Here is a 14,832-nt window from a genome sequence, read left to right on the forward strand (position 1 = left end):
TCATCAGCCTATGAGCAATTTAGCTTACCAACCAGAGAAACAGCAGCGGCATGCGATCAGTCCTGAGAAAAAAGTGATTGTCAAGAAAAGGGCTTCCATTACTCTCGGAGAAAAAGTGCTTCTTGTCCTCTTTGCTGCGGCGGTGCTCAGCGTATCGCTTTTGATCGTATCGAAGGCGTATGCAGCATATCAAACCAATATTGAGGTGCAAAAGCTTGAGGAGCAAATTTCATCCGAAAATAAGCAAATTGGTGACCTCGAAAAAAGCGTTGCTGATTTAAGCAAACCGCAGCGCATTATGGACATTGCGAAAAAGAACGGCTTGAATTTAAAAGATAAAAAAGTGAAAAATATACAGGAATGATTCAAATGCCAAAAAAGAATAAATTTATGAATAGAGGAGCAGCGATTCTAAGTATTTGTTTCGCTCTCTTTTTCTTTGTCATCCTGGGGAGAATGGCATATATTCAAATAACCGGAAAAGCGAATGGCGAAGTGCTTGCGACAAAAGCGACAGAGCAGCATGAAAAGAAACGGACCATCGAAGCGAGCCGCGGCTCGATTTTAGACCGAAAAGGAAAAGTCATTGCAGAGGACACAGCGACGTATAAACTGATTGCGATTCTCGATAAAAAAATGACCACTGATGTCAAGCATCCTCAGCATGTTGTAAACAAAGAAAAAACGGCAGAAGCATTGTCTAAAGTGATAAACTTGGACAAGGCCGACATCCTTGATATCTTAAATAAAAATGCAAAACAAGTCGAGTTTGGATCAGCTGGCCGGGATATTACGTATTCACAAAAGCAAAAAATCGAAAAGCTGAAACTCCCGGGCATTTCATTTTTGCGGGATACAAAACGCTACTATCCAAATGGTATTTTCGCATCCAATTTAATCGGCTATGCCGAGGTTGATCAAGACACAAATGAAATTTCCGGCGCGATGGGATTAGAAAAAGTGCTGGATAAGTATTTGAAGGAGCGCGACGGATATGTGACATATGAAAGCGACAAATCCGGCTGGGAGCTCCCGAACAGCAAAAATAAAATTACAGCGCCAAAAAATGGTGACAATGTATATTTAACCATTGACCAGAAAATTCAAACCTTTTTGGAAGACAGCATGACAAAAGTAGCGCAAAAGTATAATCCGAAAAAAATCATGGCCGCAGTTGTCGATCCGAAAACAGGCAAAGTCCTTGCCATGGGACAGCGACCAAGCTTTGATCCGAACAAGCGGGATGTGACAAACTACTATAATGATTTGATTTCATATGCGTATGAACCCGGATCAACGATGAAGATCTTTACACTCGCTGCTGCGATGCAGGAAAACGTGTTTAATGCGAACGAAAAATATAAATCAGGTACGTTTGAAGTTGGCGGGGAACCTGTCAGGGACCATAATAGAGGTATAGGCTGGGGGCCGACAACCTATCATGACGGCGTCCTTAGATCGTCAAATGTTGCATTTGCGAAACTGGCGAAAGAAAAGCTGGGATATGACCGTCTTAATCAATATTTACACAAATTCAATTTTTATCAAAAAACAGGTATTGATTTGCCAGGAGAAGTCTCTAGCAAAATCAACTTTAAATATGAATTTGATAAGGCGTCAACCGCATACGGACAAGCGTCTGCAGTCACACCAATTCAGCAGCTTCAGGCCGCAACGGCAATTGCGAATGACGGCAAAATGATGAAACCTTATGTGATTGACCATATCGTTGATCCCGATAAAGATAAAACCATCTATCAAAATAAGCCAGAATCAGCCGGAACCCCAATTTCTGCAAGCACAGCGAAAAAGGTGCGGGATATATTGGGAGAAGTTGTTACGTCGAAAATCGGAACAGGGCAAGCCTATAAAATCGAAGGATTTGATGTTGCCGGGAAAACAGGTACTGCGCAAATAGCCGGTAAAGGCGGATATCTAGACGGAACAGATGACTATATCTTTTCGTTTATGGGTATGGCACCAAAAGATGATCCTGAGCTTTTAATTTATGTTGCTGTACAGCAGCCGCAACTCAAAGCAGGACAAAGCAGTTCAGATCCGGTATCAGAAATCTTCAACCCGACAATGAAAAACAGCCTGCACTACCTGAACATTGAACCAACTGAAAAATCTGACTCAGATAAGGAAGAAACAAAAGCGCAGACAATGCCTGATTTAACAGATCAAACGGTAGCTGCTGCTCAAAAGAAAGCAAAAGAGGAGAATCTCACACCAATTGTCATCGGCAGTGATGTCGCTGTAAAAGAACAGTATCCGGAAGCGGATGAGGAAGTTCTCACCAATCAAAAGGTCTTCCTGAAAACGGGCGGCAAAATCAAAATGCCTGATATGACAGGGTGGTCGAGAAGAGAGGTTCTTCAATACGGCGAGCTCGCGGGAATTCATATTGAAGTAAACGGGCAAGGCTACGCTGTCAGCCAAAGTGTTAAGAAAGACAAAGAAATCAAAGACAAAACCGTAATCAAGGTTAAGTTTAAAAATCCTGATTAAAAAGAAAGCTTGCGTTATGCAGGCTTTCTTTTTTTATGCCTTCAGAGGAGCATCGTTCTACCTGTCCAATTTCAGGCATAAAATGAAACAAGCCTAAATAAGGAGTGAACGGTCTCTTGCGCGTCTCGAATGTAACGGTTAGAAAACGTTTATTATTTGTTTTGCTTTTTGGCGTGATCGTGTTTCTGATCATTGATACAAGGCTGGGGTATGTTCAGTTTGTGATGGGCGAAAAACTGACTTCGCTGGCGAAAGATTCCTGGAGCCGTAACTTGCCGTTTGAGCCGGAGAGAGGCGAGATTCTGGATCGGAATGGTGTGAAGCTCGCAACAAATAAAAGTGCGCCGACCGTATTCGTCGTGCCGCGCCAAGTTCAGAATCCGATGAAAACGAGCAAGCAGCTTGCGGCGGTGCTCAATATGTCAGAAGAAAAAGTATATAAACATGTGACAAAAAAAGCGTCAATCGAAAAGATCACTCCTGAAGGGAGAAAAATTTCAAATGAGAAGGCGAAGGAAATTAAAGCGCTTGATTTAAAAGGTGTGTATGTTGCGGAGGACAGTATCCGTCATTACCCGTTCGGCAGCTTTTTATCTCATGTGCTTGGATTTGCAGGAATTGACAACCAAGGGCTCCTTGGACTTGAAGCCTATTACGACGATGATTTAAAAGGGGAAAAAGGTTCTGTTAAGTTTTATACAGATGCCAAGGGGAAAAAAATGCCTGATGAAGCGGATGACTATACGCCGCCTAAGGATGGGCTTGATATGAAGCTGACGGTTGATTCAAAGGTCCAGACGATAATGGAAAGAGAGCTTGATAACGCTGAGGCCAAATATCATCCGGACGGCATGATTGCCGTAGCCATGAATCCGAAAAACGGAGAAATTTTGGGGATGTCTAGCAGGCCTGACTTCGACCCTGCTGATTACCAATCTGTTGATCCGTCCGTCTACAATCGAAATCTGCCAGTATGGAGCACGTATGAACCGGGATCTACCTTTAAAATTATTACACTTGCAGCAGCCCTTGAAGAGCAAAAAGTAAATTTGAAACGGGATCAATTTTATGATAAAGGGCATGCGGAAGTGGACGGAGCGAGACTGCGGTGCTGGAAAAGAGGCGGGCACGGGCTGCAGACGTATCTGGAAGTTGTGCAGAACTCCTGCAACCCGGGGTTTGTTGAATTAGGCGAGCGCTTAGGAAAGGAAAAGCTTTTCAAATATATCAAAGACTTTGGTTTTGGACAAAAAACGGGGATTGATCTCCAAGGCGAGGGAACAGGCATCTTATTCCCGCTTGAGAGAGTGGGCCCGGTGGAGCAAGCAACTACGGCTTTCGGACAGGGAGTATCCGTCACGCCGATTCAGCAGGTTGCAGCAGTATCCGCCGCTGTAAACGGAGGAACGCTCTACACACCTTATATTGCAAAGGAATGGATCGATCCTGTTACGAAGAAAACGGTCAAAAAACAATCACCAATCGCAAAGAAACAAGTCATTGCTGAGGAAACATCCAAACAAATCCGCTATGCTCTAGAAAGCGTCGTCGCAGAAGGAACCGGCCGCAATGCATTTGTAGAAGGATATCGTGTCGGAGGAAAAACGGGAACTGCACAAAAGGTTAAAGATGGAAAATATCTTGAAAACAACCATATTGTATCATTTATTGGTTTCGCGCCCGCTGATGATCCGAGTCTAGTCGTCTACGTTGCGGTGGATAACCCGAAAGGCACGATTCAGTTTGGCGGAACGGTTGCAGCGCCTATTGTCGGAAATATTATGAGAGACAGTCTGCCGGAACTTGGTGTGAAGCCCCGGAAAAATCAAATCGAGAAAAAATACCAATGGAACGACACAAAAACAATAGAAGTTCCGAATGTTGTAGGGATGTCTGTCTCAGATCTTGAGTCACTATTGGTGAATCTCAATGTGGATGCTTCCGGGAAAGGGAGCAAAATCGTTAAACAATCGCCAGCTGCCGGAACGAAAGTAAAAGAAGGCTCAAAGATACGCGTGTATTTGACTGAAGAAGATGAAAAGGAGGCAGCCGATTGATTCGGGCTGCCTATTCTTTTATTGCAGAAAAAATGCTGATATCTTTCAAGATTAGCTGGATGTATCCTTTTATTTACGCTAAAATATGAACTGTATGCTTAAAATCATTACCACATCATTTGATGTGACTTCAATGATAAAAAGAACGAATTAGAATGTTGAGAGGTTTGATACGATGAAACTTACAAAGCTGCTTACATACTTAACAACCGAACCTTCTGTAAACGACTCACAAGACCCTGAAATAACTTCAATTGAGATGGACTCCAGGGAAGTAAAGAAAGGGAGTCTTTTTGTATGTGTAAAAGGGTATACGGTGGATGGCCACGATTTTGCGCAAAAAGCAGTAGAAAACGGTGCAGCGGCTATTGTGGCAGAAAGAGAGGTCGATGTGAATGTTCCTGTTATTATTGTCCGGCAGTCACTTCGCGCGCTCAGCGTTTTGTCTGATGCGTTTTACGGACAGCCGACGAAGAAGCTTCAGCTGATTGGGATAACAGGGACAAACGGCAAAACATCAACGACCCACATGGTCGATGAGATTCTGAAAAAAGCGGGAAAACGCACAGGCTTGATCGGTACAATGTATATGAAAATCGGAGACGAAACACTTCCTGTTAAAAACACGACTCCGGAAAGCGTCACGCTGCAGAAAACGTTTAAGAAAATGAATGACAAGCACGTTGACACTGCAATCATGGAGGTTTCTTCCCACGCTTTGTCTTTAGGACGCGTCCATGGCTGTGATTATGATATTGCCGTGTTTACGAATTTAACACAGGACCATCTGGACTATCATAAAACGATGGATGAGTATCGGCATGCAAAAAGCTTGCTCTTTTCCCAACTTGGCGGGGCTTTCAACCATGAACATCCAAAGCGTGCCGTCCTGAATGCTGACGATGAGGCGAGCGCTTATTTTGAAAAGGTAACAGCTGCGCATATCTCTACATACGGAATTAAAAACGATGCTGATGTGATGGCGAAGAACATCAGTATCACTGCACAGGGCACAAGCTTTGATCTCGTGACAAACAAAGGCACGAAGCACATCACGATGTCTCTCGTCGGACAATTTAATGTGTATAACGTGCTGGCCGCTGTTGCGACATGTATTGCAGCAGGCATACCGTTTGAAATCATCACTGAGGCTGTTGAAGAATTGCATGGTGTAAGAGGCCGTTTTGAATTGGTCAATCAGCAGCAGGAGTTTCCTGTCATTGTAGACTACGCGCACACACCGGACAGCCTTGAAAATGTGCTGGAGACATGCAGAGACATGACGGAAGGAAAGCTATTTGTCGTTGTCGGCTGCGGAGGAGACAGAGATAAGACGAAGCGCCCGAAAATGGCTAAAATTGCTGTGGAGCTGGCTGACGAGCCGATTTTCACGTCAGATAACCCGAGAAGCGAAGATCCTCGCGCGATTTTAAGAGATATGGAAGCCGGGGTAGAGAACGCATACTATCACAGTATTGCAAACCGCGAGCAGGCGATCTTTTTCGCAATTGCCAATGCCAAAAAAGGCGACGTTGTCCTCATTGCCGGAAAAGGACATGAAACCTATCAGCAGATCGGAAATGAAACTTTCGATTTTGATGATGCTGAAGTAGCGGCGAGAGCCATTGTTGAACTCAATAAGAATAAGACGAATTCATAGGAAAGAGATGTTACTGAATAATGGAGCTTGAAAAGATTTTTCATATGGAAAAAAATCATGAATATGATAACTACGTATGTCGTTTGAAAGAAACAGGAGGAGAAAAGGACAATGCTTGAGCAAGTCATTCTGTTTACAATTTTAATGGGGTTTTTAATTAGTGTTCTGCTCTCTCCGATTCTTATTCCGTTTTTAAGAAGATTAAAATTCGGCCAGAGTATTAGAGAAGAAGGACCGAAATCACATCAGAAAAAATCAGGGACACCGACAATGGGCGGGGTCATGATCATACTTTCTATCATAGTGACAACAATTGTTATGACACAGAAGTTTTCAGAAATAAGCCCCGAAATGGTGCTGCTTCTGTTTGTTACGCTAGGCTACGGTTTGCTTGGCTTTTTAGATGATTACATCAAGGTTGTCATGAAGCGCAATCTTGGATTGACATCAAAGCAAAAGCTGATCGGACAAATTATTATTGCAGTTGTATTTTACGCCGTGTATCATTACTACAATTTTGCGACGGATATTCGCATTCCTGGAACTGACTTATCATTTGATCTTGGCTGGGCTTACTTTATCCTTGTGCTCTTTATGCTTGTCGGCGGATCAAACGCAGTTAACCTGACTGACGGCCTTGACGGGTTATTATCCGGTACTGCGGCGATTGCCTTTGGCGCCTTTGCCATTCTGGCATGGAATCAGTCTCAATATGACGTAGCGATTTTCTCAGTTGCCGTTGTCGGTGCAGTTCTGGGCTTCCTTGTATTTAATGCTCATCCGGCCAAAGTTTTTATGGGAGATACGGGATCGCTTGCATTGGGAGGAGCAATCGTTACCATTGCCATTTTAACGAAATTAGAGATCCTGCTGGTTATCATCGGCGGTGTATTCGTTATCGAGACATTATCTGTTATTTTGCAGGTCATCAGCTTTAAAACGACAGGTAAACGAATCTTTAAAATGAGTCCGCTTCATCACCATTATGAGCTTGTCGGCTGGTCTGAATGGAGAGTAGTCGTGACGTTTTGGGCTGCGGGACTTTTGCTTGCCGTTTTAGGAATTTACATCGAGGTGTGGTTATAAGTGGAAAATGATCAATTTTTACAGAAACAGCATTTTTTAATCCTTGGGCTTGCGAAAAGCGGATATGCGGCGGCTTCCATTCTTCATGAAAAAGGCATTTATGTTGCAGTCAATGACCAAAAGCCTTTTGAAGAAAATGAACCGGCACATAAGCTTTCTGAAAAAGGAATCGAAGTTGTTTGCGGAGAGCATCCAGTTTCTCTGTTCGATCAGCATCAAATCACGATTCTGATCAAAAACCCGGGAATTCCTTATGAAAATATTATGGTTCAGGAAGCGGAGAAAAGAGGCATTCCGGTTTGGACGGAAATTGAGCTCGCTTACTACCTGACCAGCGCCAAGTTTATCGGGATTACCGGATCGAACGGTAAAACGACCACGACAACGCTAATTTACGAAATGCTCAAAGCTGGCTCGCAAAAAGCACTGATTGCCGGAAACATCGGCACAGTCGCAAGTGAGGTTGCCTATCATGCTGATGGAGATGAATGGATCGTTACTGAACTGTCTTCGTTTCAGCTGATGGGAACACACGCTTTCAGACCGGAAATCAGCCTGATTTTAAATGTATTTGACGCCCATCTGGATTATCACCATACGCGCGAAAACTATGAAAAAGCGAAACAGAAAGTATACCTTCATCAGACTGCTTCAGATAAAGCTATTGTCAACCAGGATGATGAAACCGTCGTGCGTCTTGCTGAAGCCGGAAAAGCCGAAATCGTCCCATTTTCAGTCAGCAAAACGCTTGAACAGGGCGCATATGTAAAAGACAGTATGATTATGTTTAACGGCGAAGCCATTCTTCCTCTGGAAGAGGTTGTGCTGCCCGGTGCTCATAACCTGGAGAACATTTTAGCAGCTATTGCAGTTGTGAAAACGGCAGGAGCATCCAATGAGGCGGTTAAAAAGGTGCTGACAAGCTTTACTGGTGTGAAGCACCGCCTCCAATATGTCACAACTGTGAATGGCCGCAAATTTTATAACGACAGTAAAGCAACAAACATTCTGGCGACAAGCAAGGCGCTTTCAGCTTTTGATAAGCCGGTCATTCTGCTTGCGGGCGGACTGGATCGCGGAAATGGTTTTGATGACTTGAAACCTTATATGAAGCATGTCAAAGCAGTGCTTACATTTGGCCAGACGGCGCCAAAACTCGAGAAACTCGGCAATGAACTGGGAATACAACATGTCAAACGTGTCGATAATGTTGAACAAGCAGTATCTGCGGCGTTTGCGCTCTCAAATGAAGGAGATGTCATCCTGCTGTCACCCGCGTGTGCGAGCTGGGATCAATTCAAAACATTTGAAGAACGCGGTGACATGTTTATAGATGCCGTGCATATGCTTAAGTAAGGGCTTGTCTTGAAGTAAATCGGCAGCCCTAATGACTTTAAGCTTGGGGTGTCGATTGCTTTGACTACTAAAAAAACATCGCCTGATTTGTTATTGGTCATCATTACGTTATTATTATTAACAATCGGATTAATTATGGTGTACAGTGCGAGTGCGGTATGGGCGGATTATAAATTTGACGACTCATTCTTTTTCGCGAAACGGCAGCTTTTGTTTGCGGGAATCGGCGTCATTGCTATGTTTTTTATCATGAATGTCGATTATTGGACTTGGAGGACATGGTCCAAATTGCTGATGGTTATCTGCTTTTTCCTTCTGGTGCTTGTTTTGATACCGGGCGTCGGAATGGTGCGGAACGGTTCAAGAAGCTGGATCGGAGTCGGAGCATTCAGCATACAGCCTTCAGAGTTTATGAAGCTTGCGATGATTGCATTCCTTGCTAAATTTCTCTCTGAAAAACAAAAAAACATCACATCGTTCAGACGGGGGTTCGTCCCTGCACTTGGCATCGTGTTTTCAGCATTTTTGATTATCATGTGCCAGCCTGACCTCGGAACGGGGACAGTTATGGTCGGAACTTGTATTGTCATGATTTTTGTAGCCGGCGCACGGATCGCCCATTTCGTCTTTCTCGGGCTGATCGGCCTCAGCGGATTTGTCGGGCTCGTACTATCGGCTCCATATCGGATAAAGCGGATTACCTCATACTTAAATCCATGGGAAGACCCGCTCGGAAGCGGATTTCAGATCATTCAATCGCTTTATGCAGTGGGGCCCGGCGGGTTGTTCGGAATGGGGCTCGGACAAAGCAGACAGAAGTTCTTTTATCTGCCTGAGCCGCAAACAGACTTTATTTTCGCCATCTTGTCAGAGGAGCTGGGCTTTATCGGGGGAACACTTATTTTGCTCCTCTTCAGCGTCCTGCTGTGGAGAGGAATCAGAATTGCGCTTGGTGCGCCTGATCTGTACGGAAGCTTTGTCGCAGTCGGCATTATTTCAATGATTGCCATTCAAGTCATGATCAATATCGGCGTAGTCACGGGCCTGATTCCTGTAACAGGCATCACGCTCCCGTTTCTGAGCTACGGAGGCTCTTCATTGACTCTAATGCTGATGGCAGTTGGTGTGCTGCTGAATGTAAGCCGCTACTCGAGGTATTAACGAATGTATGTCCAAGCTTCCTGTCTAACATGAAGCTTGGAAACAATTGATGCGATAACCCTGTCCAACAAAACAGGGTTATCGTTATGTTATAGAGAAACTTAGACTGGGGGAAAAGAAATGCGAATTGCAATAAGCGGAGGCGGTACAGGGGGACATATTTATCCTGCGCTAGCTTTTATTAAAGAAGTGCAAAGACGTCATCCTAATGTGGAATTTTTATATATCGGAACAGAAAACGGGCTGGAGAAAAAAATTGTTGAGCGGGAGAATATACCGTTTCGTTCAATTGAAATTACAGGATTTAAAAGAAAATTGTCATTTGAAAATGTCAAGACTGTGATGCGTTTTCTGAAGGGCGTCCAAAAGAGTAAATCGTATTTAGCGGAATTTAAGCCCGATGCCGTAATTGGAACGGGCGGTTATGTATGCGGGCCGGTTGTCTATGCCGCTGCGAAAATGGGAATTCCGACTATTGTCCATGAACAAAACAGCCTTCCGGGCATCACGAATAAGTTTCTTTCAAAATATGTTAATAAAGTAGCGATTTGTTTTGAAGAAGCGAAATCACATTTTCCTAGCGAGAAAGTTGTATTTACGGGAAACCCGAGAGCCTCTGAAGTCGTCTCAATAAAGACGGGACGATCAATGGCTGAATTTGGGCTTTCTGAAGAGAAAAAAACGGTCTTAATTTTCGGCGGAAGCCGAGGCGCTGCACCGATTAACCGCGCTGTCATTGACATGCAGGATGCGCTGAAAACAAGAGACTATCAAGTGCTGTATATCACCGGTGAAGTTCACTATGAAAAAGTAATGAATGAGCTGAAAAGCAAGGGTGCCGCTGATAATATGGTCACAAAGCCGTTTCTTCATCAAATGCCTGAGTATTTAAAGGCCATTGATGTCATTGTGGCCAGAGCCGGTGCGACAACGATTGCGGAAATTACTGCTCTCGGAATCCCAAGTGTTCTGATCCCGAGTCCATATGTGACAGCGAATCACCAGGAGGTCAATGCGAGATCTCTTGGCCAGCATGATGCGGCGATTGTACTGAAAGAAACAGAGCTCAGCGGGGAGAAGCTGATTGAAGCGCTAGACCGGATTGTACTGAATGAGCAAACGTTAAAGGAAATGAGCGAACGAACAAAGTCACTCGGTGTTCCTGACGCGGCTGCCCGTTTATACAGCGTACTCGAGGAATTAAAAAAATAGTAGAAAAGCAAATGGAATGCGGAGGTTTACGATGGAGAAAGTGATACAGGAATTAAAAGAACGAGAAGTCGGCAAGGTTCTTGCAAATGAACCGCTCGCGAATCATACAACGATGAAAATCGGCGGACCTGCGGATGTATTGGTCATTCCAAGCAGTGTAGATGCTGTTAAAGACATCATGGACGTGATTAAAAAATATGATGTGAAGTGGACAGTCATCGGCCGCGGATCAAATCTTCTTGTTTTAGATGAAGGAATTAGAGGCGTAGTGATCAAGCTGGGGGCGGGTCTTGACCATTTGGAGCTTGAAGGGGAACAAGTAACAGTCGGAGGCGGTTATTCGGTGGTCCGCCTTGCTACATCATTGAGCAAAAAAGGCCTGTCCGGTTTGGAATTTGCTGCCGGCATTCCAGGATCAGTCGGCGGAGCGGTTTATATGAATGCCGGCGCTCACGGTTCTGATATGAGCGAGATCCTCGTCAAAGCGCATATTTTATTTGAAGACGGAACGATTGAGTGGCTGACAAATGAGCAGATGGATTTCAGCTACAGGACATCTGTACTGCAAAAGAAACGCCCGGGCGTTTGCCTTGAAGCTGTTTTGCAGCTGGAGCAGAAGGATAAGGAATCAATCGTTCAGCAAATGCAAAGCAATAAAGACTATAGAAAAAATACACAGCCGTATTCAAGCCCTTGTGCGGGAAGCATATTCAGAAATCCGCTTCCGAATCATGCCGGGAACCTTGTAGAAAAAGCAGGCTTGAAAGGATATCAAATCGGCGGTGCAAAGATATCGGAGATGCACGGAAACTTCATCGTCAATGCGGGAGGAGCATCAGCAAAAGATGTGCTTGATCTCATTGACCATGTGAAAAAGACAATCCGTGAAAAATACGAGATTGATATGCACACAGAGGTTGAAATCATCGGCGGAAATCGCTGATTCAAGTTCTGACTGAAGCTGTTCATATGATATACTGTAAGCAAACGACAAACGGCATCATAGTATGCCGTTTGTTTTGGAATAGACAGACTTTTAACAGCTGTTTCATTTGAATGAGGTGAACAGGCAATGAACCCGGGTCAAGACCGAGAAAAAATCGTTAACATTGAAGAGCGGATCCCTAAAATTAAAGAGCAGAGGAAACAAAAGGCAAACCGCCGTCTCATTTCATTTATTATGCTCTTTTTTATTATGGTGCTGATCATTGTGTACCTGCAAACACCAATCAGTAAAGTATCAACAATCTCTGTTACAGGGAATGAAAATGTATCAAAAAAGGAAATTATCGACCTTTCCGATATTAACAGCGGAGATACTGAGTTTTGGAGTTTGGACAAGCAAAAAACAGAAAAGAAGATTCAGCAAAATAAATTAGTGAAAAAAGCGGAGATCAGCAAATCGCTTCCTAATAAAATCAACATTGCAATCGAAGAATATAAAGCGATTGCTTATTTAGAAAAAGACGATGTGTACTATGAAGTGCTTGAAAACGGCTCAGTTCTGCCAAACGAAGTAACGCCGGATGATGCCGGACCGATTTTAGTGAATTGGACAAACGCGAAGAAGCGGTCTCAAATGGCCAAGCAGCTCGATGCGTTGTCAAATTCGTTAAAACAGTCGATTTCAGAAATTTATTATACGCCTGTAAAAATGGATGAAAACCGTATTAAGTTGTACATGAACGACGGTTATGTTGTTACGGCATCTATTAAAACGTTTGCAGACCGAATGAAGACGTATCCTTCTATCATCTCACAGCTAAGCAGCAATAAAAAAGGAATCATTCATTTAGAAGTTGCCACCTATTTTGAAGAGTTTGGGAAAAACGATAAAGCTGCTAAAAAGGAAGATGAAAATTGAGGGGCAAATCAGCAGTCCTTCTTTCCTTGATTATGCTTATCGCAGGTTTTTTGATTTCATTTTCTTTTCAAATGACAAAAGAAAACAACAAAAGCGCGGCTGAGACGGAAGAGTGGAAAAAAGAATATGCGCTGAGAGATGAACTTCTGAAACAAGAGAAAGAAAATAAGAAGCTTGAAAAAGAATTATATCAAAAGCAAAACAAAGTCCGCCAGGCGGAAAATAAGCTGAAGAAAGAGAAGTCGGAATACTATAATGTCCTCGAAGATACAGAAAAATACAGGATGTATATTGGGGAAGTCGGTGTGCAGGGAGAAGGCGTTGAGGTGACATTGGAAGATGCGTCATACATACCGGAAGGGGAGAATGTGAATAGTTACATCGTTCACGAAAGCCATATCTTCCAAGTAGTAAACGAACTGTATATCTCAGGAGCGGCAGCTGTCGCCGTTAATGGACAGCGTTTGACGCATGATTCGTATATCAAATGCAATGGTCCTGTGGTAACGGTAGACGGGGTGCAGCATCCCGCTCCGTTTACGGTATCCGCTATTGGAGATCCAGATGTCCTGCTGCCCTCGTTAAATATCGCTGGAGGCCTAATTGATCAGCTGTCAATGGATCATATTTCTGTGTCGGCAGAAAAAGAGAAAAACGTACAAATGAAACCGATTCTGAAAACGAAGGAATGACTGAAAAAGCGGGTGAAACAGATTGAAAATAAAGCGTTCCTTCATAAGCATCAGTGTGCTTATGGTCATCTTCGGCCTGATGATATCTGTTCAGTTTAATTCGTTAAAGCACCCCAAAGTCCGGGATACAAGAGATATGTGGGATATTAGGGAAGAGCTGACATCAGAGCAGAAGAAGCAGGAAAAGCTGCTGTCTGAAATAAACAAATATGACAAACTTCTGAATAGCTATTCGCAAACGAAAGAAATGACAAAAGAAACCGCGCTAAATAATACCTTGCAATCCTTAAAAAAAACAGCCGGCATGACCGATATAACAGGTAGCGGAATTGTCATTACGATTTCCCCGCTTTTTTCTGAAAGCTTAACAGGAGAGCCGGTCGAAAATCCGCCTCCGGATTTGCTGAAAAAGCTGATTAATGAACTCAACTCATACGGTGCAGAGCATATCTCGATTAACGAGCGAAGAGTTGTGAATCATACAGTCATCAGAGATATAAACGGCACTACAAAAATAGACGGATACGCCCTTGACGATTATCCTTTAACAGTAAAAGTGCTTGCCAAAGATCCGGACATGTTACACAGCAGAGTGAAGGGGTCAGGCCTTGAGGATCTTTTTGCATCCGAAAATTTAGCATTAAAAGCCGGTAAATCTGAAAGCAAACTAACATTAAAAGCATATGACAGACCACTGGACGTACAACAGCTGAAACTGCTTAAAGACTGAAAAGGAGGAGAATTGTCATGTGGCTGCCCGTGTTGGGACTGGTGCTCGGAATAGCGATTGGACTAATGACAAACTTAACGATACCGAGTGAATACTCAAACTATTTATCGCTTGCGGTGCTTGCCGCACTTGATACATTAATCGGCGGAATCAGGGCGCATTTACAAGGTACATATGATGAAATGGTATTTGTTTCCGGTTTCTTTTTTAATATTATATTGGCAATAAGTTTAGCTTTTCTGGGAGTCCATCTTGGTGTAGACTTGTATTTAGCAGGTATATTCGCATTTGGAGTCAGATTATTTCAGAATATAGCCGTTATCAGAAGAAATCTACTAACAAAGTGGACTCTTTCTAAAAAAAATAAAAAAAATGTGATATAAAAGAGGATATACATAGGATATAACGAATATTTTCAATAAACATAAAATGTGAAAAACACATAAAAATATTCTGTTGTTATTTTTTGTTACACACTTGTAAAGCCACATTCATTGTATTGT

At 43.3% G+C, this 14,832-nt stretch carries 13 protein-coding genes; all 13 read left to right on the forward strand.

Going from position 1 to position 14,832, the window contains the following annotated elements; translation table 11 throughout:
* The first annotated feature begins 10 nt into the window (after nt 1–10).
* The 13 genes from ftsL to NST79_RS08410 all read left to right on the forward strand — a co-directional run bounded on the left by ftsL (nt 11) and on the right by NST79_RS08410 (nt 14,712).
* A complete protein-coding gene (gene ftsL, locus NST79_RS08350) occupies nt 11–364 on the forward strand; it encodes a cell division protein FtsL (RefSeq protein ID WP_003232200.1) in 354 nt (117 codons plus the stop codon).
* Complete coding sequence (gene pbpB / locus NST79_RS08355; protein ID WP_151262160.1) at nt 361–2,511, forward strand: penicillin-binding protein 2B; 2,151 nt, start codon at nt 361–363, stop codon at nt 2,509–2,511. The genes ftsL and pbpB overlap by 4 nt, the downstream gene beginning before the upstream one ends.
* Nucleotides 2,512–2,627: 116 nt before the next feature.
* On the forward strand, nt 2,628–4,568 hold the full coding sequence (locus NST79_RS08360; RefSeq protein WP_212059691.1) for a stage V sporulation protein D: 1,941 nt from the start codon (nt 2,628–2,630) through the stop codon (nt 4,566–4,568).
* 175 nt (nt 4,569–4,743) lie between these two features.
* Complete coding sequence (locus NST79_RS08365) at nt 4,744–6,228, forward strand: UDP-N-acetylmuramoyl-L-alanyl-D-glutamate--2,6-diaminopimelate ligase (RefSeq protein WP_003245326.1); 1,485 nt, start codon at nt 4,744–4,746, stop codon at nt 6,226–6,228.
* Nucleotides 6,229–6,339: 111 nt separating this feature from the next.
* Nucleotides 6,340–7,314, forward strand: a complete 975-nt coding sequence (gene mraY / locus NST79_RS08370; protein ID WP_003232192.1) for a phospho-N-acetylmuramoyl-pentapeptide-transferase — start codon at nt 6,340–6,342, stop codon at nt 7,312–7,314.
* Nucleotides 7,315–8,670, forward strand: coding sequence for a UDP-N-acetylmuramoyl-L-alanine--D-glutamate ligase (gene murD, locus NST79_RS08375; protein ID WP_163131322.1), 1,356 nt, complete (start codon nt 7,315–7,317; stop codon nt 8,668–8,670).
* A 60-nt stretch (nt 8,671–8,730) separates the two neighbouring features.
* Nucleotides 8,731–9,831, forward strand: coding sequence for a stage V sporulation protein E (gene spoVE, locus NST79_RS08380; RefSeq protein WP_003244810.1), 1,101 nt, complete (start codon nt 8,731–8,733; stop codon nt 9,829–9,831).
* A gap of 120 nt (nt 9,832–9,951) precedes the next feature.
* On the forward strand, nt 9,952–11,043 hold the full coding sequence (gene murG, locus NST79_RS08385; protein WP_212059689.1) for an undecaprenyldiphospho-muramoylpentapeptide beta-N-acetylglucosaminyltransferase: 1,092 nt from the start codon (nt 9,952–9,954) through the stop codon (nt 11,041–11,043).
* A 31-nt stretch (nt 11,044–11,074) separates the two neighbouring features.
* Nucleotides 11,075–11,986 carry a UDP-N-acetylmuramate dehydrogenase gene (murB, locus tag NST79_RS08390; protein ID WP_003232182.1) on the forward strand — a complete coding sequence of 304 codons (912 nt, stop codon included), beginning with the start codon at nt 11,075–11,077 and terminating at the stop codon, nt 11,984–11,986.
* A gap of 129 nt (nt 11,987–12,115) precedes the next feature.
* A complete protein-coding gene (divIB, locus tag NST79_RS08395; RefSeq protein ID WP_003232178.1) occupies nt 12,116–12,907 on the forward strand; it encodes a cell division protein DivIB in 792 nt (263 codons plus the stop codon).
* A complete protein-coding gene (locus tag NST79_RS08400) occupies nt 12,904–13,599 on the forward strand; it encodes a DUF881 domain-containing protein (protein ID WP_015483203.1) in 696 nt (231 codons plus the stop codon). The genes divIB and NST79_RS08400 overlap by 4 nt, the downstream gene beginning before the upstream one ends.
* Before the next feature lie 22 nt (nt 13,600–13,621).
* Nucleotides 13,622–14,329 (forward strand): DUF881 domain-containing protein, encoded by a 708-nt coding sequence (locus tag NST79_RS08405; protein ID WP_015252136.1) that lies wholly within the window; start codon nt 13,622–13,624, stop codon nt 14,327–14,329.
* Nucleotides 14,330–14,346: 17 nt separating this feature from the next.
* Entirely contained in the window at nt 14,347–14,712 is a 366-nt protein-coding gene (locus tag NST79_RS08410; protein ID WP_003238683.1) for a small basic family protein, read from the forward strand.
* Nucleotides 14,713–14,832: the final 120 nt, after the last annotated feature.

Source organism: Bacillus sp. PS196, from assembly GCF_037963555.1.
GTDB classification, from domain to species: Bacteria; Bacillota; Bacilli; order Bacillales; family Bacillaceae; genus Bacillus; species Bacillus subtilis.

Bases quoted from the DNA above. Each gene is read 5' to 3' on its own strand.
- murB (WP_003232182.1), top strand. From the start codon at position 11,075: ATGGAGAAAGTGATACAGGAATTAAAAGAACGAGAAGTCGGCAAGGTT.
- divIB (WP_003232178.1), top strand. From the start codon at position 12,116: ATGAACCCGGGTCAAGACCGAGAAAAAATCGTTAACATTGAAGAGCGG.
- NST79_RS08365 (WP_003245326.1), top strand. From the start codon at position 4,744: ATGAAACTTACAAAGCTGCTTACATACTTAACAACCGAACCTTCTGTA.
- pbpB (WP_151262160.1), top strand. From the start codon at position 361: ATGATTCAAATGCCAAAAAAGAATAAATTTATGAATAGAGGAGCAGCG.
- NST79_RS08410 (WP_003238683.1), top strand. From the start codon at position 14,347: ATGTGGCTGCCCGTGTTGGGACTGGTGCTCGGAATAGCGATTGGACTA.
- murG (WP_212059689.1), top strand. From the start codon at position 9,952: ATGCGAATTGCAATAAGCGGAGGCGGTACAGGGGGACATATTTATCCT.
- ftsL (WP_003232200.1), top strand. From the start codon at position 11: ATGAGCAATTTAGCTTACCAACCAGAGAAACAGCAGCGGCATGCGATC.
- mraY (WP_003232192.1), top strand. From the start codon at position 6,340: ATGCTTGAGCAAGTCATTCTGTTTACAATTTTAATGGGGTTTTTAATT.